This is a genomic window from Streptomyces sp. NBC_00370 (genome assembly GCF_036084755.1).
Classification (GTDB): Bacteria; Actinomycetota; Actinomycetes; order Streptomycetales; family Streptomycetaceae; genus Streptomyces.
The window spans coordinates 23,928-45,349 of record NZ_CP107968.1; the positions used below are offsets into that span (position 1 = coordinate 23,928).

At 68.8% G+C, this 21,422-nt stretch carries 17 protein-coding genes; 12 read left to right on the forward strand and 5 right to left on the reverse strand.

What is annotated here, in order from left to right; all coding sequences use genetic code 11:
• The first annotated feature begins 101 nt into the window (after positions 1-101).
• The 10 genes from OHS57_RS00090 to OHS57_RS00135 all read left to right on the forward strand — a co-directional run bounded on the left by OHS57_RS00090 (position 102) and on the right by OHS57_RS00135 (position 14,528).
• Complete coding sequence (locus OHS57_RS00090; protein WP_159528270.1) at positions 102-233, forward strand: FxLD family lanthipeptide; 132 nt, start codon at positions 102-104, stop codon at positions 231-233.
• Positions 234-269: 36 nt separating this feature from the next.
• Complete coding sequence (locus OHS57_RS00095) at positions 270-449, forward strand: FxLD family lanthipeptide (RefSeq protein WP_328580439.1); 180 nt, start codon at positions 270-272, stop codon at positions 447-449.
• Between the two features lie 82 nt (positions 450-531).
• Positions 532-3,630: a lantibiotic dehydratase gene (locus OHS57_RS00100; RefSeq protein ID WP_328580440.1), complete on the forward strand. Its 3,099-nt coding sequence runs from the start codon at positions 532-534 to the stop codon at positions 3,628-3,630.
• A complete protein-coding gene (locus tag OHS57_RS00105) occupies positions 3,617-4,876 on the forward strand; it encodes a lanthionine synthetase C family protein (RefSeq protein ID WP_328580441.1) in 1,260 nt (419 codons plus the stop codon). The genes OHS57_RS00100 and OHS57_RS00105 overlap by 14 nt, the downstream gene beginning before the upstream one ends.
• Positions 4,877-4,893: 17 nt before the next feature.
• On the forward strand, positions 4,894-6,984 hold the full coding sequence (gene fxlM, locus OHS57_RS00110) for a methyltransferase, FxLD system (protein ID WP_328580442.1): 2,091 nt from the start codon (positions 4,894-4,896) through the stop codon (positions 6,982-6,984).
• Between the two features lies 1 nt (position 6,985).
• Entirely contained in the window at positions 6,986-8,131 is a 1,146-nt protein-coding gene (locus tag OHS57_RS00115; RefSeq protein WP_328580443.1) for a hypothetical protein, read from the forward strand.
• Positions 8,132-9,396: 1,265 nt separating this feature from the next.
• Positions 9,397-10,278 carry an aminoglycoside phosphotransferase family protein gene (locus OHS57_RS00120; protein ID WP_328580444.1) on the forward strand — a complete coding sequence of 294 codons (882 nt, stop codon included), beginning with the start codon at positions 9,397-9,399 and terminating at the stop codon, positions 10,276-10,278.
• A 161-nt stretch (positions 10,279-10,439) separates the two neighbouring features.
• Positions 10,440-12,230: an ABC transporter ATP-binding protein gene (locus tag OHS57_RS00125; protein WP_328580445.1), complete on the forward strand. Its 1,791-nt coding sequence runs from the start codon at positions 10,440-10,442 to the stop codon at positions 12,228-12,230.
• A 299-nt stretch (positions 12,231-12,529) separates the two neighbouring features.
• Complete coding sequence (locus tag OHS57_RS00130) at positions 12,530-13,690, forward strand: bifunctional class I SAM-dependent methyltransferase/NUDIX hydrolase (protein ID WP_328580446.1); 1,161 nt, start codon at positions 12,530-12,532, stop codon at positions 13,688-13,690.
• Between the two features lie 52 nt (positions 13,691-13,742).
• Positions 13,743-14,528 carry a PIG-L deacetylase family protein gene (locus OHS57_RS00135; protein WP_328580447.1) on the forward strand — a complete coding sequence of 262 codons (786 nt, stop codon included), beginning with the start codon at positions 13,743-13,745 and terminating at the stop codon, positions 14,526-14,528.
• Here OHS57_RS00135 and OHS57_RS00140 read toward each other — a convergent pair.
• A complete protein-coding gene (locus OHS57_RS00140; protein WP_328580448.1) occupies positions 14,520-15,023 on the reverse strand; it encodes a GNAT family N-acetyltransferase in 504 nt (167 codons plus the stop codon). The two genes, OHS57_RS00135 and OHS57_RS00140, sit on opposite strands and share 9 nt — an antisense overlap.
• Positions 15,024-15,288: 265 nt before the next feature.
• Here OHS57_RS00140 and OHS57_RS00145 point away from each other — a divergent pair, with 265 nt between their 5' ends.
• Together OHS57_RS00145 and OHS57_RS00150 are read left to right on the forward strand one after the other, a co-directional pair.
• Positions 15,289-15,681 (forward strand): hypothetical protein, encoded by a 393-nt coding sequence (locus OHS57_RS00145; protein WP_328580449.1) that lies wholly within the window; start codon positions 15,289-15,291, stop codon positions 15,679-15,681.
• A 200-nt stretch (positions 15,682-15,881) separates the two neighbouring features.
• Complete coding sequence (locus OHS57_RS00150) at positions 15,882-16,295, forward strand: hypothetical protein (RefSeq protein WP_328580450.1); 414 nt, start codon at positions 15,882-15,884, stop codon at positions 16,293-16,295.
• A 741-nt stretch (positions 16,296-17,036) separates the two neighbouring features.
• On the opposite strand, the gene istB is transcribed toward OHS57_RS00150, so the two are convergent.
• The 4 genes from istB to OHS57_RS00170 all read right to left on the reverse strand — a co-directional run bounded on the left by istB (position 17,037) and on the right by OHS57_RS00170 (position 21,404).
• Positions 17,037-17,807: an IS21-like element helper ATPase IstB gene (istB, locus tag OHS57_RS00155; protein WP_328580451.1), complete on the reverse strand. Its 771-nt coding sequence runs from the start codon at positions 17,805-17,807 to the stop codon at positions 17,037-17,039.
• Complete coding sequence (gene istA / locus OHS57_RS00160; protein ID WP_443042815.1) at positions 17,804-19,057, reverse strand: IS21 family transposase; 1,254 nt, start codon at positions 19,055-19,057, stop codon at positions 17,804-17,806. The genes istB and istA overlap by 4 nt, the downstream gene beginning before the upstream one ends.
• Positions 19,058-19,281: 224 nt before the next feature.
• Entirely contained in the window at positions 19,282-20,643 is a 1,362-nt protein-coding gene (locus OHS57_RS00165; RefSeq protein ID WP_328580453.1) for a DDE-type integrase/transposase/recombinase, read from the reverse strand.
• Between the two features lie 104 nt (positions 20,644-20,747).
• Positions 20,748-21,404 carry a DUF6431 domain-containing protein gene (locus tag OHS57_RS00170; RefSeq protein WP_328580454.1) on the reverse strand — a complete coding sequence of 219 codons (657 nt, stop codon included), beginning with the start codon at positions 21,402-21,404 and terminating at the stop codon, positions 20,748-20,750.
• Between the last annotated feature and the right edge of the window lie 18 nt (positions 21,405-21,422).

Genomic DNA, 21,422 nt, shown 5'->3' on the forward strand with positions numbered 1-21,422 from the left:
CAGACCACCAGCACGGCGCCCATGCCGTGCCGGCGCCGCCCACGCGGCACGTACCCCGCGGCTCGACCGGAGCCGCGCACACCTATGGAGGAAGACAGCAGATGGAAAACGACGAGTTCGACCTGGACATCAGCGTCCTGGAGTCCGGCGACGGACAGGCCACGCTGATCAACCTCACCGACGACGGCTGCGGCAGCACCTGCTCCAGCCCGTGCGCCACCAACGTGGCCTGAACATCTTCCCCCCAACACGAGTAGGGAGAGATCCGCATGAGCGCTAACACCATCAAGAGCCAGATGCAGCCCCCGAACGCCATGGCGGACGGTGACGCATTCGACCTGGACATCAGCGTCCTGGAGTCCGGCGACGGGTCCGCCACGGTGATCAACCTGACGGACGACGGCTGCAAGCCGAGCTGCCAGGGGTCCTGCGCCACCAACGTGGCCTGACCCCGGCGCGCCGATCTGCCAGCCCGCGCGGCCTTCCGCCGCGCGGGCTGGCCCCCAAACACGCCACAACCAGGGAGGGTGCATGGATTCCAGGAAGGACGGCCCGCTGTACCGGTGTGCGGACGCTGCGCTGGTGCGCGCCGCCCGTTACTCCAGGCTGCCGCTTCCCGCGTGGCCGGACCTCACCGACGACACCCCGGCCCAAAAGCTGCGGTGGCAGACGTGGCTGCGCGCCATCTGGTCGCTGCCCGAGGCCGCCGACTCCATCGAGCAGGCCAGCCCCCTGCTCGCGCAGCAGGTCGAGACCCTGTGCTCGGCGGCCAGCCCCGAGCCCCGTCAGCTCCGCCGCGCAGTGGTCTCGGTCATGCGGTACATGCTGCGGATGACAGGCCGAGCGACCCCGAACGGTCTGTTCGCCGGCATCGCGCACGCCTCGTTTGGGGAGCGGCCGGGATGGTCCTGGGGTGAGTGGCACCGTCCCGCCGTACGTGCCGATGGCGACTGGATCGCGGACCTGATTGCCCTCCTGGAAGCAGACCCTGAACTCCTGCGACACCTGGATGTGATGGCCAACAACACCGTCTTCGTACGGGGTGATCGGCTGATCGTGCCCTATCCGCCCCGCTCACGTCGCACGGGGGACAATCCGGCTGCCGAAGTGTCCCTCCGGTACACCGGTGCCGTACGTATCGCCGTCGACGCCGCCGCCTCGCCCGTCCCCGGCCACGCGGTGGTCGAACTGATGAGAACCGAGTTCCCCGACGTTCCCGCTGACCGGGTGGAAGGGCTCGTCAGCAGCCTGGTCGAGCGCGGTGTGCTCATCAGCAGTCTGCACGCGCCGTCTGCCACCCTCGATGCCCTGGGCCACCTGGTCGCGCAGGCCGAAGCTGTCGGCGCGCCGTCGACTGCCGACCTCGTGGCCGACCTACGGGCGGTCCGCGACGCCATCGCCCAGCACAACCAGGTACTCGCCCCGGCGGACGGTCGGCGCCTGCGCACCGCCTTGCGTCAGAAGATGACCACCTTGAGCACCGTCAAGGCCCAGCCGCTCACGCTGGACCTGCGCATGGACTGCTCCCTCACTCTGCCCCCGCAAGTTGCGCGCGAGGCGGAGGAGGCCGCCACGGTGCTGGCCCGGCTGAGTGCGTATCCTTTCGGCACTCCCGCGTGGAAGGACTTCCACAATCGGTTCTTCGAGCGGTACGGCATCAACTCGCTCGTCCCGCTTCGGGACTTGGTGGACCCGGACATCGGACTCGGGTTCCCGGTTGGTTACCGCGACGCGGAACCTGAACTGCGTGAGGCCCTGACCTCCCGTGAACAGCGGTTGCTCTCCCTCGCCCAAGCGGCTGTCCTTGACGGCCGCGACGAAATCAGCCTGGACGAGGACCTGATCCGCACACTGACGGTCGGAGACCGAGAGGCCCCGCAGGTACCGGCCCACACGGAGCTGCGCTTCCAGATCCGCGCCACGTCACAAGAAGCCCTGGAAAGAGGAGACTTCGCCCTCCACGGCATCGCCCCCTCCCGCGGGATCGGTACCACGATCGGCCGAAGCCTCTGTCTGCTCACACCCGACGATCAGGCCCGCGCGGCCGTCATGCTGGAGGGGCTACCGGTCAACGCGACCGGCTCGGTGCCCACGCAGGTCTCCTTCGCTCCACTCGACAGGGGCGACACCAACGTCACCCGTGTTGCCGAACTCCTGCCGGCCGTCATCAGCCTGGCGGAGCACCGCCCGGTGGATGCGCGCACCATCACGCTCGACGACCTCGCCGTAGGCTGCGACCGCCGCAGGCTCTACCTCGTATCCATCTCCCGCGCGTGCCCGCTGGACCCCATGACGCTGCACGCTCTGGACCTGCGCGGCCACACGCCGCCGCTCGCGCGCTTCCTCACCGAGATCAGCCGCTCCCAAACCGCCGTCCTGACCGTCTTCCCCTGGGCGTCTGCCACAGCCCTGCCATACCTGCCGCGCGTGCGATACGGGCGCGCGATCCTCTCCCCGGCGAGGTGGCGACTGGACCGGTCGGAACTGCCCGACCGCCGCGTCTCCTGGGAGGAGTGGCACAAGGCCGCCGATGCGTGGCGCACCCGCCGCCGAGTTCCGGACGAAGTCGCGCTGGCCGAAGGCGACCAGCTCCTGCCGCTGGACCTCTCCGAGCGCGCGCACCTCGCGCTGCTGCGCGCCCACCTGGACACCCACGAATCGGCCGCCCTGACCGAAGCGGAATCCGACGGGGGCTGGTTCGACGGACGGGCCCACGAGGTCATCGCCCCGATGACGGCCGTCCGCTCGCCGCAGTGGCCGACCGTCCCGCCCGTGACCGCCGACCAGATCGTCACGCGCGACCACGGTCACCTTCCGGGCACCGCCTCCTGGCTGCTGATCAAGCTGTACGGGCACGTCGAACGACAGCCCGAGATCCTTGCCGACCACCTTCCCGCGTTTCTCGGCCAGTGGACCGAGCAGCCGACCTGGTGGTACATGCGGTACCGCGACCCTCGATGGCACCTACGCCTGCGCATCGCGGTCCCCAGCGAACAGGACTTCACGGTCACCGCGCAACGCGTCAGTGCCTGGGCGAACGGACTGCGCCATGCCGGGCTCCTCACCGACATGCAGTTCGCGACCTCCTACCCAGAGACCGGCCGATGGGGTGCCGGGCCACTGATGAGCCTGGCCGAAGACGTCTTCGGCGCCGACTCCCGAGCCCTGGTCGTCCAGTTCGCCCAGAGCACCCACCCCCACCGACAGGCTCTCGCCGCAGCGAACTTCGTCTCCCTCACTGCCGCCTTCACCGGCAGTACCGCGGCCGGCATGAACTGGCTGATCGCCCACGGCCGGATCAGCGACCCGCGCCCCCTAGACCGGACGGTGCTCGGCCAGGCGGTACGCCTGGCCGATCCGACCAACAACTGGGCGGCCCTGCGCGCAGCCCCCGGCGGCGCGGCCATCGCCGCCGCCTGGAGCGAGCGCGACGACACCCTGGCCCGCTACCGGCAGAAGCTGGACGCGTCCGGCGGCATCGACCCGAACCTCGTCCTCGACTCGCTGCTGCACGCCCACCACATCCGCGCCGCCGGCATCGACAAGGACGACGAGCGGATGTGCGTACGGCTGGCCCACGCCGCCGCAATGGCCTGGACCCACCGAGGAGATCACCATGAACCTGCGTGACAGCGCACGAGCCGCCGCCGACACCATCGCCGAGCGGCTGGCCACACCGCAGAACGTACAGGGGCTGCATCACCGTCAGGGCTGGTGGCCGCAGTCGCTCGCACACGGCGCGGTCGGTGTCGCACTGCTGCACATCGAGCGGGCCCGTACCGATCAGGGGCCGTGGCAGCGCGCCCACGACTGGCTCGCCTGCGCCGCAGCCGAACCCGCCGTCGGCGGCCCGGACAGCCACCTCTACTACGGCGCCCCCTCACTCGCCTATGCCCTGCACGCCGCCGCCGACCGCCCCGGACGCTACGCCCGCGCCTTGGACACCCTCGACCAGTACGTCACGACGGCGATCCGGGACCGGCTCGCGGACGCCCACGCGCGCATGGACCGGGGCGAGACGCCCGCGCTGGCCGAATTCGACGCTGTCCGCGGCCTGAGCGGGATGGGCGCGCTCCTGCTGCACCGCGACGCCCACACCGACGTCCTCCGGGAAATCCTGACCTACCTGGTCCGGCTGACCGAGCCGGTCAAGCACGACGGGGAACTCCTGCCCGGCTGGTGGAGCCACCTCACCCCCTCTGGCACGACCTCCCCGCAGTATCCGGAAGGGCACGCCAACAACGGCGTCGCCCACGGCATCGGCGGCCCCCTCGCTGTGCTCTCCCGCGCGGCCCGCCGCGGCATCAGCGTCGACGGCCACCGCGACGCGATCACCCGCATCCTGACCTGGCTCGACCACTGGCAGCAGGACGGCCCCGAAGGACCGTGGTGGCCGTACTGGATCACCCGCGAGCAGCTACGATCCGGCACGACCGGCCCCGGCCCCTCCCGGCCGTCCTGGTGCTACGGCACCGCAGGATTCGCCCGCGCCCAGCAGCTCGCCGCGCTGGCCATCAAGGACCCGGCGCGCCAGCAAGCCGCCGAATTTGCCCTCCTGCGCGCCATGACCGACCCCGGCCAACTCGACGCGACCGTGGACGTCTCTCTGTGCCACGGCTTCGCGGGCCTGGCGCACATCACGCAACTCGCCGCCGCCGACGCCCTCACCCCCGGCCTCACCGAGTGCCTGCCCCTGCTCCTAACCCCAATCACCAACACCGCGCCCGGCACGCTGGCGGACTCCCTGATCGGCCCTCCCGGCGGCGGGGACATCGGGCTCCTCGAAGGTGCCGCAGGCACCGCCCTTGCCCTCCACTCCTTCCACACCGGAACACCGTCCGTGTCCGGGTGGGACACCTGTTTCTTGACCAACTAGCCTTGAAGTGAGGGAAAATGGCAGCGGACGAATGGCCGCAACGCCTCATCCAGTTCACCGACTGGAGCTGTGCGGAGGCCGCCGCCGTGGAGCATCTGCTCCCGGTACTGACCGCCCAGGAGTCGGAACTGGCCCAGTGGTCGTTCCTGCGGAAGTTCCCCTGGTGGCGTTTGCGGTACCGCCCGGCGGGCCCGGACTCCGCGAAGGTCCTGGACGCTGCCCTGGACGAGCTGGTCGAAGCCGGCGTCCTCGCCTCCTGGACGCGGGGCATCTACGAGCCGGAAGAGACCGCCTTCGGCGGTCCGGCCGCCATGAGGATCGCGCACACCCTGTTCCACTACGACAGCCGCCACCTGATGGACGAGTTGGCCCGCGAGCAGGCTGAGAGCGCCCCCGGGCTCGGGCGCCGCGAGCTGGCGGTTCTCCTGCCGAGCGTGGCGATGCGTGCAGCGGGACTCGACCGGTACGAGCAGGGCGACGTCTGGGCGAGGATCGCGGCCGAACGCCCCGGCGACGAGATCCGCAATCCGCAACGGCACAGAGCCGCCGTCCACCGGTTGATGACGGTCGACATCAGCACCACCAGCCGCAGCGTCACCCAGGGCCGACTCGCGCCGCTGGCCGAGTGGATAGCCACCTTCGAGTGGGTCGGCCAGCAGCTCGCAGACCTCAACCGCCAGGGCATCCTAGAGCGAGGACTGCGGGCCGTGATCGCCCACCACGGCATCTTCCACTGGAACCGTTTGGGCCTCCCCGCGGAGGACCAGCACACCTTGTCAACACTCGCGAAAAAGGTAGTCATGGGAACGAGCGACAACGCCGCGTCCACCCGAACCGAGGGGGCGTCGAGCACTACGGTCAGCGGGGTGAACAGGGACACCATCGAAGCCAGTTCAGCCGACCGACTGCGCGCCCAGCTGATCGACCATCTCGTCCAAGAGGGATCCGTGCGCACGCCCCACGTGGAGAAAGCCATGCGGACGGTGCCCCGCCACCTCTTCGTCCCGAACGCCCCGCTGGTGAAGGCGTACGGGAACGCCCCCGTGAACACCAAGTTCGACGAGAGCGGCGCTTCCATCAGCTGCGCCTCGCAGCCCGACATCGTCGGCATGATGCTGGAACAGCTCGACGTCCAGCCTGGCCAGAAGATCTTGGAGCTGGGGGCCGGCACCGGCTTCAACGCCGGGCTCCTCGGCTACCTCGTCGGCGAGAAGGGGCACGTCACCACGATCGACGTGGACGAGGACATCGTGGACGGCGCCCGTGCCGGACTGGCCGCAGCCGACATCCACAACGTGGAAGTGATCCTCGGAGACGGAGCGGTAGGCCACGCCCCCAACGCGCCGTACGACCGGATCGAAGCCACCGTCGGCGCCCACGGCGTTCCGCACGCCTGGCTCGAACAGCTCGTCCCCGGCGGACGGCTCCTCACACCGCTACGCCTGCGCGGCAGCGTCTCCCGCTCCATCGCGTTCGAGAACCAGGACGGAGTCTGGCGCAGCGTCGGCAGCCAGATGAACACCTTCATGCCGTTGCGCCAGGGCATCGCCGACGACCCGCGCGTTTTCGTTCCCCTGGACCCCGACAACACCGTCACCCTCGTCACCAACGCAGACCAGAAGGTCGACCCGGACGCCCTGAGCGACATCTTCCGCCAGCCGCGCGCCGAGGCGTGGACGGACATCACCTTCCGCGGCCCGGAGTCGGCGGAGTACCTGGAACTGTGGCTCACCTGCGCCATGCCGAACGGCCTGAGCCAGATGCCCGCCACGGACGAGGCCATCAAGAAGGGGCTGGTCACCGCGCCCTACCCATCCTCGACCGCGGTCGTCAAGGACGGCACGCTCACCTACCTCACCCGGCGCCCGTACGCGAAGAAGGCCCCCGACGGGGCCACCCTGTACGAGTTCGGTGTCATCGGCCACGGTCCCGACGCCAAAGCCCTCGCCGGAGACATCGCGGACCAGATCCGCACCTGGGACCAAGACTTCCGCGCGCTCGACGTCGGGTTCGAAATCCAGCCGCTCGACGCGGCCCCACTCGCATCGAAGCCCGGCCGTTTCGCCTTCGACAACTCGCTGAACCGCATCGTCATCGAATGGCAGTGACATGGACGCCAGCCAGATAGCGAAGCGGTTTCCGCTCGTTGCCCGTCCACGTCCAGCGTGCCCGCCCCTCGCTGAACGAGTCCGCGAGATCACCGACCTCGCAGCCGCCGCCGAACGCGACGGCAACGTGACCTCCGCGACGGTCGCCCTCAACAAGGCGGCGCTGATCGCAAGTGACTGCGGCATGCCGGACCTGGCTCGCGCACTGTGCTGGCGTCACGCCGAGGTCTTCCTGCGCGCTCAACCTCTGGGCGCGCAGGAAGCCCGATACGCCCTGGAACCCCTGGTAAACCTGGCCCGGCTACGCATCCGCGACGGCGACGGGCCCGGCGCATATCAACTGCTCGACTCCTTGAACCAGGCGGTGAGATCCCAGACGGAAGCGGTCATCGACGGCCGCACCACCTCCTTCCAGAACCTCACGACATCGGCAGCAGATCACCAACAGGTATGCCAGTGGCTGTGGGCCGTCCTCCTCGGCGAGGGAACTCGCGCGCTCGTCGCAGCAGGCCAATGGGACCGTGCGCGAGCGCACACCGAGCAGCACCGCGGCGTGGGGCAACGTCTCCTCGACGGGCGTCAGGTGGAAGTGCTCGCCCGCTGTCTCGGCGGCCAACCCCTCGAAGCACTGGAGTTCCTGAACAAGACCACCCTGGCAGAACGCTGGGAACACCCGGTCGCCGCCTGCCTCGCCGTGCTCTGCCTCACCGCCGCCGGAAGACGCCCGGTCGGCCCCGTCCAGAAGATGCTCAAGCACTACCTGGAACTCGACGAGGCTCCCGAGCTAGCCGTCTTCCGCTCCCGCCTCGGGCTGGCCGTCCTCGACCTCTCCCCACAAGCGCGGCAGGCCGAAGCGTTGCTCCGACTCACCCACGAGGCAACGACGTCCGGGGACGGATACGTCGCGCGTGATCTCCTGGCTCATCCCGTGTGCCGTCAGGAGATGAGCCACGACGAGCGCCGGTCCTTGTCGACCGCAGTCGCCTCGGCCGGCCTCGCCCAAGGCCACATCCCTGCGCTCCTGGGAAGAGACCTCCTGGACGCGGTCACGGCCAGCACCAACGTGACTGAGCACCACACAACTCAGCAACCCACCGCCGAATCCCAACCACTTCCTCCACCATCCTGCGCACCCCCGAGGCGATGACGTGTCGCCCAGCCGCTCGCACATCCACGCGGTCACCAAGCGACGCCGACGATACGAAAGCGGTGTCCCTCGGCGCCCGAACGGCCACGAACGCCGCTGGCCAGACCCAACCTCCGCCGGCCCCGTGACAACGCCAACGCGGCAGCACCGAGGGGGACGTGCTCGGACATTGGTGCTCGCCTCATTGTGGGAGCTTCGCTGTGCGCTCGGGGGCTGCGGTGACCCACTGAACGGCAATCAGTGACGCTCAAAGAAGTGGTCGTGGGCGGCCACGGAGGCACATTCTCCCTTGGCGAGAAGGGCGGACAGGCCGAACTCGCCGATACCCGCGGCGGCGGCGAGCGTCTCCGGGAGGACGCGTCAGTCGCTCGTCATCTGGCTCACCAGGCCATCCAGCAATGAGCCAGCATGCGTCCGAACGCGGCGCACCCGTCTGATTGCCTCTGTCAGTTGATGAACGAAATGCACGACACCCAGGCGATGAGCAGCGCGGTCTGCCCAGCACAGTTGGCAGGCACGGACGCACGCCCCGCTCGATTCCGCGACATTTTCGTCGCTGGGTCGGGCGGAGGTCCGCCCTCGTGAACATCCTGGCGTCGATGTTAGCCGCCAGGTCGTGTGATCGCGGCAACCTCTCCGGACTCTGCTTCCTTCGAAAGCGGGGGGTGAGCAGTTCAAGCCATCTCGTCGCCCGCTCAACTTCGGGGATCTGTACTCCGCTTCGAGAAACCTTCCTTCTGACTTCGTCCCAGGACAGCAGGCCGCGCCGAGGCCGGTACGCGCGGCCGGAAGGGCCGCTGGGAATGTCCGGATCCCTGTACCGCACCCGCCTGATTGTCAGTGGCATGGCCGAAGGTTTCGTACCTCAGCCCATCCACGTCCCACCGAGGAGACCGGTGCTCTCGATGCCCCCGCGCAATCCCCCGCCCGGGTTACTTCATGGCCGTTGTCACCTTGACGACTGAATCGAACAGGCAGGTGCGCCGACGCCACTTGCCCTCGGCCCAGCCGTTAGAACTTACGCGCGACCAGTCGCCCGGTCCGCCCCGTATCGACCCCGTGATCAGCGACGTTGTCCGGATGCTGCTCTGCCCAACCCCTACCGAGGAGACTTCCGTGAATCCTGTGCGTCCCCTTTACGCCACTCACCCTGCATTCGAAAATCCTCCCGCGCAGCCCGTCATGCCCACCATGCTCTGGCGCCCCGCAGACGCGCGCCGTGCCCCGTTCGCATCCGCGTCACGACCGTCACCGAGGTGGGGTGCATGAGCGGCACGAGAGCCCTTCCGGACACCCTGCGCGGCTGGGCCGAGCGAGAGACCGGACCCGTCAAGAGCATCCGGGACGCCTCACATCCGCGGGAGAACTCCCGGGTCTGGGAGCTCGTGCGTGCCGACGGCTGCCGGTACTACCTGAAGATCTCGCCCAACGCGCGGATGTACCAGAGGGAGACGTTCGCCCTGCGGCACGCGGCACCCGCGCTGGGAGCCGGCCGGGCACCGCAGCTGCGCGCGTCCAGCGCCGAGCACCTGTCGCTGCTCACGACAGCCGTCCCCGGCCGCCCGGTGAAGAGCCTCGCTCTCAGCGCGGCAGAGGAGTATGAGGCGCACCGGCAGGCAGGTCTCCTCCTGGCCCGGCTGCACGCGGCCGGCGACCTGACCGGCCACTGGCGCACCGAGGCGCAGGGCGCGCTGCGCGCGGCAGCACACGGCGCGGAGAGGCACCTGCGGGAGGCCGGGGACCGGCTGACTCCCGCGGAGCGCACGCTGGTGGGCCGACTGGCAGCCGAGCTGTGCATGATCGGGCCGCTGCCGCTCGGGTTCATCCATGGCGACGCCTGGCCAAGGAATCTGATCTGGTCGGGACACTCCGCGTGGCTCGACTTCGAACGGTCGCGGTTCGCGCCCGTGGCCCAGGAATTCGTCCAACTGGCCTGCGAAGTCTGGGCTGACAGACCACAGCTGCGCGCCGCCTGTTTCAGCGGGTACGGACGTGAGCTGACATCCGAGGAGTCTCACGCGTTGATGTGCCTCGCAGGCCTGGACGCGGTGAGCGCACTGGTCTGGGGCGAGTCGCACAACGACCCGCTCGTCGCCGCGCGTGGGCGGCGCACCCTGGACCGGCTCATGGCGGGGGTGTTCGCGTGAAGCGCCCCCGCCGCCTCACCGCCCAACGGCGGGCGCCCACCACTTCGCCGTCCCTGTCCGGCTCGGAAGGCGCGGCCGCAGTCCCTGCTGCGCGCTCGGCGGACCCTCAACCCACTGCCCCGCCCGAACTCGACTACAACGGGCGCACGCATCGTCGGGCCATGGACGACGCCAGCTTGTGGGACATGGCCCGTCGGATCCCGACGGCGCTCGCCCAGTCGGCCAAGCTGGCCTGGTCCGTCGACCGGCGCATGACGATCACGATCCTTCTGTGCCAGGTACTGTCCGGGCTCGGCACGGCCGTCATGCTCACCGCGGTTTCCAAGGCCCTACCTCACCTCGCCACCTCCGACGCCCGTACGGGGCTCGGGCAGGCCTGGCCGGCGCTGAGCGTCGCGGTCATCGCGATGTCGCTGGGCTCCGGCCTGTGGATCCTCGCAGACTGGGCCACCCGTCGCCTGAATCCCAAGATCGCCTCCGCCGCCGACCTCACCCTGGTCGATCTCCATATGAAGGCCGAACTGACCGCATACGACACCGAGGGCTTCACCGACCGCAGCCAGGCAGCGGAGATCGGAGCCCTGCGCGCGGTCGACCTGGCTGATGACGCCAAGACCCTTACCAACGGATTCCTCCAGCTGGCGTCCGCCGCTACCGTCCTCACCTCGCTCCACCCCCTGCTCCTGGGCGTGCTGCTCCTGTCGGTCCTCCCCCGGGGCCTGGGCGGAGTGATCGCCGCGCGCATCGACTACCGGGTCCATGACCGCACCGTCTCCGCTCGAACGGTGCGCGGCATGATGCGATGGTGGCTCACCACGCCCGAGCTCGCCGACGAGCTTCGCGCCAACACCATGCGCCCCTACCTGTACTCCTGGTACCGGGCGATGTGCGACCGGGTCGAAGGACGTGAGCTCGAGGGAGCCCGCCCGTACCTGTTCGTGACGCTCCTCGCGGCCTCCCTCGCAGGCCTGTTCACGCTCGGCATGTGGGCAGCGCTGGCCGCACTCGCCCTCTCCGGTGCTATGTCCACCGCGATCGCCGGCACCGCCATCGTCGCCTCACAGACAGCCGGCCGCGCCCTGAACTCGATCGTGCGCTACGGCGCGGTCATGTTCCACCACGGCCTCTACCTCAGCGACTACTACACCTTCATCGACGAAGTCCGCGCCACGACCACCGCCCGCGGCATCACCCAAGTCAACGCGCCACAGCAAATCCACCTGCGCGAAGCCGAGTTCACCTACCCCAACAAGGACGCCCCCGCCCTGCACCCAATCAACCTCACCCTCAACCGCGGCGAGGTAGTCGCCCTGGTCGGCGAGAACGGCGCCGGCAAGTCGACCCTGATCCGCATGCTCACCGGCCTGACCGTACCCACCGGCGGAACCGTCCACTGGGACGACACCGACCTCGCCACCGCCGACGCGGAAACGGTATGGAGACACGTCGGACTCGTTCCACAGAAAAACGGCCACTGGCCGCTGCGCGCCCGGGAGAACATCACCCTCGGCCAACCCCACGAGCACACCGACCAACGCATCTGGGACGCCGCAGACGACGTCGGCATGCGCGAAGTACTGCAAGGGCTCCCAGACCATCTCGACACTCTGCTGGCCCGATCTGTGTGGGGCGGACACGAACTCTCCGGCGGACAGTGGCAGCGCGTGGCCTGCGCACGAGCGATGTACCGGCAGCCGGCCGTCCTCGTCCTGGACGAGCCCACCAGCGAAATGGACGCCCGCGGTGAGCACTTGATCTTCCGCAAGCTCCGCGAGCTGGCTCCCGGCCGGATCACGGTAGTCGTCACCCACCGCCTGGACAATGTGCGGATGGCCGACCGTGTCATCGTCCTTGATCACGGACGCATCCGCGAAGAAGGCACCTTCAACGCCCTCGTCGCCACCGAGGGAAGCCTCCTGGGTGAGCTGCACGCCCTCGCCCAGGACCGCTGATCAGCCAACCGACCGCCGGCGGGGCCACCAACCGATGTGGCCCCGCCGGCCCTCGGCCCCCACATTCGCCATGCTCATCATGATCACCACTGCCCACGACAACAGCACAGTCCCGGCTCCCAGCCTGGCGGTGCTGGAACAGCACCACTGCGGCCACGTCCACCTTGCCCGGAGCGCACCATCATCTCCGCGGACGCCAGGCTCCTCACGGCCGGTCAGTCCACTGTCTGCACCGCCGACCTCGACGTCATGCGCTGCTCCACCCCTGACCAACCACTCTCGCTACGAAAGGACACTGCATGCCGGATGTCAACGCACAGAACACAGCCGCATGGACCACGTACGGCGCCCACCAACTCGCCCGAGCCATCGAGCTGCCCGAGCTGGACAGGTGGACCTGGGACATCCCCGATGCAGGCCCCGGCATCAAGGTATTCGGCGACGTGTCGGGGATGCGCGTGCTCGACCTTGGCAGCGGGCTCGGCAGGCACGCCGCGTACATGGCCGCCCTGGGCGCTCGGGTCACCGCCGTGGACTCTTCCCCCGCGCAACACGCGCGCGCCGCCGCCCGCTACCCGGCCACCCGCGGTCTGCGCCTGGAGTGCGCCGACGCGGCGGACCATCTGCGCTCCGCCGAGCCGTATGACCTGGTCTACTCCGTCAGCGCGCTCCCGTTCAACGACCCGCGGCGGCTGCTGCCCGCTCTGGCCAACGGCATCCGGCCCGGCGGCCGACTCATCTTCTCCGCACTGCACACCAACTCCGACGGCCACGGACCCTCCGACGAAATGGCCGCACGGCCCGAGGTTCTGCGACTTCCCGGTACCAACGAGGACCACACCGTGCACATGTGGGTGCTTGCGCCGGAGCGGTGGGCAACCCTGCTCGGCGAGCACGGCTTCGTCCTGCAGTCCGTCACGGTCATTGAATTCCCTCAGTCGGACAACGCCGTCTCCTACCGGCTGTACGAGGCGTGCCGTCCTGAGCGGGTGCCGAGCCGGCCTCGCAGCAGTTCGCTGCCGCCACCTAACGCGGCGCTGGGGGTCGGGGTGATCGTCCAGGGTGCCGACGGTGTCCTTCTCGGCCGTCACCGGCGTGGTGTCTGGGAACTGGCCGGCGGGACCGTGGAGCCGGGCGAGTCCTTCGCCGAGGCCGCCGTCCGCGAGCTCAATGAGGAAGCCGGCCTGCTGGCGGACCCCGGCGACGTGCGGGTACTGGGAACGCTCCTCGACCAGGTGGGCGACGTCGTCCGCGTGACGGTACCCGTCCTCGTGACCACCTGGTCCGGCACGCCGCATCAGCGGGAGGAAACCATCGGGTCATGGAGGTTCTGGCCCCTGCACGCGCTGCCCCAACCACTGTTCGTCCCTAGCGCCCAGTGCCTGACCGCCTGGAAACCCAGCCTCCCAATCGATCACCCGCCCGCCAACTTCCAGCCGTACACCGCCTCCAGCCGGTAACCCGGCCGCGGACCACCTTCCGCTACGGCGCTCAACAGAAAGGGCCTTACCCGTGCCTCTGTCCTCTACTGCGTCCCGGCCGTCCCTGCTGGGCGTCTTCGGCCATCCGGACGACGAGTCCCTCTTGGCTGGCGGTGTCCTCGCGCAGCATGCCGCCGCGGGCGCCGCGACCGCCGTGGTCACTGCCACCTGGTCGCCCGACAGAAACCGTGCCGATGAACTCGCGGACGCCCTGGACATCCTGGGGGCTGGGAAACCGCGGATGCTGGGATTCGCCGATGCCCACATTCCCGACTCCGCGCCCGGCCGGCCCCGGCTCTGCGACGCCCCGCTGGAGGAGGTGGTGGGACTGATTGTCGAACACATCCGCGCCGTACGGCCTCAGGTCGTCGTCACCCACGACGGCTACGGCCAGCTCACAGGCCACCCGGACCACCTCCGCACCCACCAGGCGGCCGTGCTGGCGTTCCACGCCGCGGGCCTGGAACACCTTTACCCGCGGGCCGGGGCTCCGTGGCAGCCCGATGCGTTGTACGCCGCGACGCACCCGGATTCGGGGGTGGGCGAACTGGGTGTGCTGTTGGTGCGGGTCGGCAAGAAGGTGCTCAGCGTGCCTGACGAGCACGTCACCGAGACGGTCGACGTGAGCGACTGCATGGGCCGGAAGCTGGCCGCGATCTTGGCGCACCGCAGCGAAGCCGCGCGGGAGCGGTCTCTTCCCGGAATCCTCTCCCGGCTTCCCGCAGCGAAGCGGGAGCCGATCATCGCGACGGAGTACTTCAGCCTCCTCGGCAGGAGGCCGGCGTCATACGGGGCGGTCCTCCAGCAGTCATGGTGAGGTGCTGCCCAGAGGCTTGGCCATGGCCCGGTTGACTCGGGGGTCGCGTCCGGCGACGTAAGAGGGGCGGGGCAGGTAACCGGTGCGGTGGTAGAGGGCCAGGGCGGCGGTGTTGCGCCGCCCGGTCTCCAGCACGATCCGCGTTGCCCCGCGGCCGACGGCGTGCCGTTCGAGTTGTTCGAGGAGGTACCCGCCGATTCCATGGCTGCGGGCGTCACTGGAGACGTACATGTGTTTGATCTCTGCGGTGTGCTCGTCGAGGAAGCGTACGCCTCCGCACCCGACCGCGTCTTCGCCGAAGTGGGCGATGAGGAACAGCCCGGGCGGGTCGAAGTCCGCCTCGGGGGTGGTGTCCGGGTCGTCGGCGAAGCCGTACAGGCCGAGCTGTTCGGCGCGGAGGGCCTGGGTCAGGCGGCGGGCGTTCGGGAGGTCGTTGGGCGTGACGGTCACGGAGGACGTCAGGCGTATCGCGGCCGGGGCGTCATCGCCGTTCATGCCGCGAATCTCCGCTTAGCTCTCGCCCCGGCATGTGACGTGCCAGTGCAGGTGCTTAGACTCCGTCGCTTTGAACGGATGCCCCTTGCCTCAGGTACACACTCCTCTGGGGAGGTCCGACGAGGTTATACCGGGCGCCACAGGGCGTCGAACGTGACACTCTCAGCGGTCGGGGTCGCCCTTCCCCAGAAGGGCGTGGGCACGCGCTCGACGCACACGCAGGGCTGCTGAGGCGCCCCAACGGCTGAGGAGATGTCAGCGAAACATGATCGAGCTTCCTGAGGGGTCTTGGTGGGACTGGGACATTGTCGCCTGGACCCCCGGGCAGTTGCGTCTGGGAGCCGGGCACGACATCTCCTACGCCCACGGCCTGGAGCTGGTGTTCAGCGACCCGGTCTTTGTCACGTGCCCGGCCGCCTTCCAGGACCCAGTGTTTCGTGCGCCGACACCTGACGAGGTGCGACTCATTGGCCGTCAGATCGGCGAGACACCTCGCGTACTCGTTGCCTTCGAGGCCGATGCGGGCGGGACGAGTCCTGCTTCCGGCCTGGTCGCGGCAGGGCAACTCGACATCGTCCGGGGAACCGTCTTCCGCTACTGGCGCGAGAGTCTCGCGGTCGGCGAACGTCTGGCTCCCTGGGTGAAACCTCTGCCTTGATCAGCCCTCGTCCTGTGGAGATCCACGGGGGCATTCCTCTCACGTCCAGGGTCATTGTTCAGTGTCTGTTTGTTCAGTGCCAGCTTCAGAAGGCAAACAACACGCAGCTGCTAGACCTGTCCAGGGCCGGCAGCCAACCGGGCGAACAGGACGTCGGATGGACGTCGCGCGGTGATCGCGGGCTCGGTAACGGTTCATCGATGCTCATCGAAACCCGGGCTGCGATTGCCCAGTCAACAACTCCGCCGACAAGATCAAGACGAAAGGTCGCCGTGAAGCTCAGCAGAAAAATCAACCTCGTACTCGCCACGATCCTCATGACCGCGGGGGTGACACTCGGAACGGCGCAAATATCCGAAGCGAAACCCTCGACCATCCCGTGCGCTTATGGGCACTTCTGCGGAGTGGATGGTTACGGCCACAGCTTCGACGTCTCCAAGTGCGGCGTCATGGTGCCCATCGGTCTCTCCGGACCGGGAGAGTTCTTCAACAACCAGACTCCTGGAACCCGGGCATGGTGGTACGGAGCTGACGGTGGTTCTTCCGGTTTCGCTGACTCAGGACAGCACGGATATCTCGACTGGACCCCCGTCTGGTGGGTGAAACCCTGCTGACTCGGCGAACCCTTGGTCAGCGTCCGTGACCGCTCCGAGGACAACGGACGGTCAGCTGCCATCCTGGATGATGTCGGGGGCCCATCACCTCGAAGCCGACGCTCCGCCGACTCCACACCCCCGTTCGGGATCTCCCGCGCGGGGGTGCGTCGTCGAAAGTAGCCGCCCGCCCTGACTTTCAGGTCTAGGTTCGGGGGCGCGGCAACCAGTGCGCTGCCGTCACCCCCGGCCGTCCCTCCCCGCCTCCCCGCCTCCCCGGGGGAGGGCAGGCCAGGCACCGAAGCTCGTCAGGTACCGGGGGGCAGTCGTGCCCAACCCTTCAATCCGCCCAGGCGCGGAGCCGGCTTCGCCTTCGACGTGCGGCAGATTGGGGGCGATAGCGTCAGCTTCCGGCTGTATTCGGTAGCCGGCTTGGAGAGTGGAGGTAAGTGGTGCCACCTCGTCTGTGGGGCTGTTACTCGGTGGCCGATCACCTCGTGGCCAACGCGTTGGTAGCGGATCTCGTCCTCTACGACCGCCTTGTCGTTCCCGTCCCGGATGGTGACGAGGACCGCTGGGAGCGCAATGGCTGGGAGCCCGAGAGGCAGGCCGAGCTCCTGGATGCCGCGCACCCCTTTATCGAAGCCATTCCGTGGACGCGGAAGCGGCAGGAGCAGTCGCAACGTCCGGTCGTCAACGAGATGAACTGTCCGCGTACTCGCTTGAGTGCACCACCGCGTACGAAGTTGTGTGCACCACTGCCTAGGCCACGTCGGTGTCCCGCTCGATCGCCTGGAGACGGTTCTTGAGCCGGTAGCTGTTGCCGTTGATCGAGACGACTTCACAGTGGTGCAGGAGACGGTCGAGGATCGCGGTGGCCAGCACCTCGTCGCCGAACACCTGGCCCCACTCGCTGAAGATCTTGTTCGAGGTCAGAATGATGGAGCCTTCCTCGTAGCGCCTGGAGATGACCTGGAAGACCAGGTTGGCCTCCGCCCGCTCCAGCGGCTGGTAGCCCACCTCGTCGACCACGAGGACGCCGGGACGGAGGTAGCTGGTCAGCTTGCTCATCAGTCGGCCCTGGTCCTCGGCGGCTTTGAGGTGGCGGACCATGTCGTCGAGGCTGGTGAAGTAGATCGAGTAGCCGGACCGGCAGGCCGCGACGGCCAGGGCGACGGCGAGATGCATCTTGCCGACTCCGGGCGGCCCGAGCAGAGCGACGTTGGCCTTGTCCTCGACGAAGGAGAGGGTGGCCAGATCCTTGACCTTGCGTGGGTCGAGCTCGGGCTGGAAGGAGAAGTCGTAGTCCTCCAGCGCCTTGTGATGCGGCAGCTTCGACAGTCGCAGCCCGTTGCGGAAGCGCCGGTCCTCGCGGACCGCGAGTTCCTCGGAGAGCACCAGGTCGAGCAGGTCGAGGTAGCCCATCTTGGCCTCGTCGGCCCGCTGGACGTACTGGTTCAGAGCCTCGGCCAGATGCGGCAGGCCGAGTTTGACGGCGGTGGTGCGGATGCGGGTGCTGGTCAGCTCGCTCAACGGGCTTCCCTCTTCGGTGCGTTGGTCGTGAAGGGGCGGGTGCCGGTCAGCTCGTCATAGACCGACAGCGGCCTGCGGCCGACCTCGACGCTCGCGGCGGCGGCCCGGTTCAGCAGAGCCTGCAGCGGTCCGTTCGCCGCCCCGAGAGGCTCGCTGCGGCGGATCGCGGGAAGATCGTCGCCGGTGGTGACGCGGCGGCCGGCGCCGGTGGGCAGACCGTCCCAGTGCTTCTCGTCAACGATGCGGGCGCCCCGGCCGACCGCCCGCGGATGGGCGGCCAACAACGTCTGGCCGCTCGCGTCGGCGACGGTGGCATGGAGTGTGATCTGCGACTTCGTCGCGCGGACCTCGACCAGCTGGCGAGGGCGGACCTTGCGGGCGGGAACCGAGTAGAGGTTCGCGTCGAAGGCGACCAGGCAGTCCTTGCCGACATGCCGCAGATGCCGCTGGGAGACCACATACGCAGTCGTGGGCAGCGGACGGAGAGCCGCGTGATCGCGTGCGGCCCGGTGCCCGATGACCTCGCCGTGTGTGCCATGGACCTTCGCCCTGCGCAGTGGCACCCACGCGGTGAAGGCGGCGTTCAGCTCCTCGACGGAGGAGAACGCCCGTCCGGCGAGCACATGGTCCCGGACGATGCCGACCTGGCGCTCGACACGCCCCTTGCCCTGCGGACGATAGGCGGCCAGCACGTCGATGTCGAAGTCGTAGTGCCCGGCGAAGGCGACCGCCTCCGGGTGCAACGGAACGGCCTCGCCCGGAGCGACGTGCCGGCGCACGACCGTCTTGGTCCGGTCATAGACGACGCTCATCGGCACCCCGCCGAAGTGCGCGAACGCGCGGCGGTGGCACTCGAAGAAAGTCGCCAGATCCTGGCCGGTGGTGAAACAGCAGAACGGATCGCGCGAGTACGACAGCGTCATGTGGAACGAGTAGACCTTCGGGACACCGACATGAGCGAGGATCTTCCCCTCGTCACCCCAGTCACACTGGGCCTGAGCACCTGGAACGACTTCGAACCGCCGGTGCAGACCCGCCAGCTCGCCGGGAGCGCTGCCCAGTTCCTCCGCGATCCGTGGCCGGGTTTCCTGCAGATAGAGCTTCACCCGCTGATAGTTGATGGCGACCGCGTAATCCTGGACCAGGCGCTCATGGATCACCGACGCCTTGAGCAAGACCTCGGACCTGAGCATCGCGTCGATCAACGGCGCGACCTCGTCCACCACCCGCCTCTGCCGCTGAGCGGCCACTCCCCGTTCCGGCGGTGCGGCCGAAGCGGGGTTCTTCAACTACTTGCCGACCGTCCAACGGTTCAGACCGGTCTCCTTGGCGATCTCCCGCAGGCTGATCGCTCCGGTCTCATACAGCGGACGAAACCGCCTCAACTCCAACCACCGAAGTGGATCCAACACCACCGTCAGACGCCTCCCTGCCACCTCGAACCGACAGCAGCAGACTCACGGCTCCCACCCCATCACCACACCGAAAACGGTGCACATTCCTCCGTACGAAGTGGTGCACGTTCACTTGTACGCCGACACGTGCTGACCTCCAGAATCTTCAGGTAGTCGATGCCGGTCCGCGGGGCGGGCTCGGCCGGGGTCTCGGGCTTCGCCTTGGGGTGGGTGTGGCGGCCGACGTGGTGCGGCAGGGCCTTGCCCAGCACCCGGTTGTGCGCGCGTACTTCGATCTCGGAGAGGTCGAACGGATCGAAGACCAGCTCGACGCGCATACCGACCAGCATCGGGTCGACCTCGTAGGTGTTGCCGTGCAGGCTGACCGTCCTGGTCTTGGTCACCGTGCGCTTCTCCGACCACAAGAACGCTTCACGCAGGTCGGCCGGGGAAGGCAGCGGCAGCGGCTGGGGAATCGCCGCCAGCCACCGCTCGATCGGCGGCTGCCCCGTCTCGGAGTGCACCGTGCGGTGATATACCGTCTCCACCCAGGCGGTGAACAGCCTGTTCAGCTCACCCAGCGACTCGATCCGGCCGGCGCCCTCCTCGTCGAGCTCGACGAGGAACTGGTCACGGACCGTGCGGAAGAACCTCTCGATCTTGCCCCGGCCCTGCGGGCGTCCGGGCCGCGAATGCGTCAGCTTGATCGCCAGACTCGCGCAGGCCCGCAGCAACCAGGCGTCCACAAACGCGGACCCGTTGTCGACATAGACCGACTCGGGAACCCCGCGCGAGGCGAGCGCCGGCCGCAGGGCCACAGCCAGGCGGACGGTGTCCTCCGCGAACCCGAAACGGTGCCCCACGATCGCCCGCGAATGATCGTCGATGAACGCGAACAGGTACGTCTTCCGGCCGCCGATCTTCGGCCCGTGCAGCGCGTCCCCGGTCCACAGCTCGTTGCCGCGGACCGCCTCGAACCGCCCGAACACACTGCGCTGGCCGTTCTCCCCGGCGCCGGTGAGCCCGGCGTTCACGAAGTGCCGCTGCAAGGTGCGGTCGCTCGGTGACCAGCCCTGCGTCGTGCGCAGGATCCGCTGGATCTGCGCGGCCGTCCGCGCCGGGTTCTCCCTCTTCAGCGCGGCGGCCAGCTCCAGCACCTCCACCGGCGTGCGCGGGGCGACCTGCCGCGGCTCGGGCGCCAGAGCGGCAAAACCGCCCTGGCGGTAGGCCCGTGTCCAGCGGTCGATCGTGCCCCGCGAGACCTTCACCTGCCGGCCGAACGGGTCGGTGTGCTCGCGCGTCGCGACCTCCCGTGCCAGGCGTCCGCGCTCGCGGGTCGTCAGTTTCGAATCGATCAGGTCCTGAATCAGGCCGTAGCGGAATAGGCCCACCTGCCGGGCCTTGTCCGCCCGCCGGCGGTCCTCGTCCTCACTCGATGACATGCGGCACTCCACCTCGCCTCTCGATCAACGGCCCGCACCGGTGCGGCCGACACGATCAAGATTCGCGGTCCTCCTTTCCCGGGCCCAGGGGCGGCCCGTGTTGCTCAACCCGGTGCACAAGCGCAGGCCAGAAGGCCCCCCCCTATCGCCCGGCCAGCGAACTCCCACCGCGACACGGTGTTCACGCCCGCCCACTTCATCCCGGCCGCCCGATGCGCGGCCACCACCGCGCTCACCGCGTCCGCCAGCGGCGAGCGGGACGCCTCCGGGACCACCGGCTCGTCGGCGAGCGCGACCAGCACCACGGTGAAATGCCGCCGTACGTCCTCCGCCCGCAAGGCGAACCGGCGAATCCAGCCGCGAACCGTCCCCTCCGCAAGCCCCAGCACCCCCGCGATCGGGCGGTGCCCCATCCCGCGGGCCGCTATCTCCAGCCCCGCCTGGATCACCGAGGCCGCGTCGAGCCGCCTCGGCAACACCGCCTGCGCGAGCAGGACATGCGTCACCCGGCACCCCGAACACCTGCTGCGGCGGGGCCGCAGAAACAGCCTCGCCCCGAGATCACCCCGTACCTCCCGAGGCCGCCCGTGCCCCCACGGCGCCAGCACCGCCCCGCACCCCGGACACTCCAAGTCCCCCCGAAGTAGCTGCTGTTCCACCCGTACGACATCGGTGTCCACGACGAGCACACCCACCTCCGCCCCGTGCACACGCTGTCGTCGTGCACGAACAGAGATCACCCTGCCCACCAAGATCAACACTCATGTCCATCACGAACG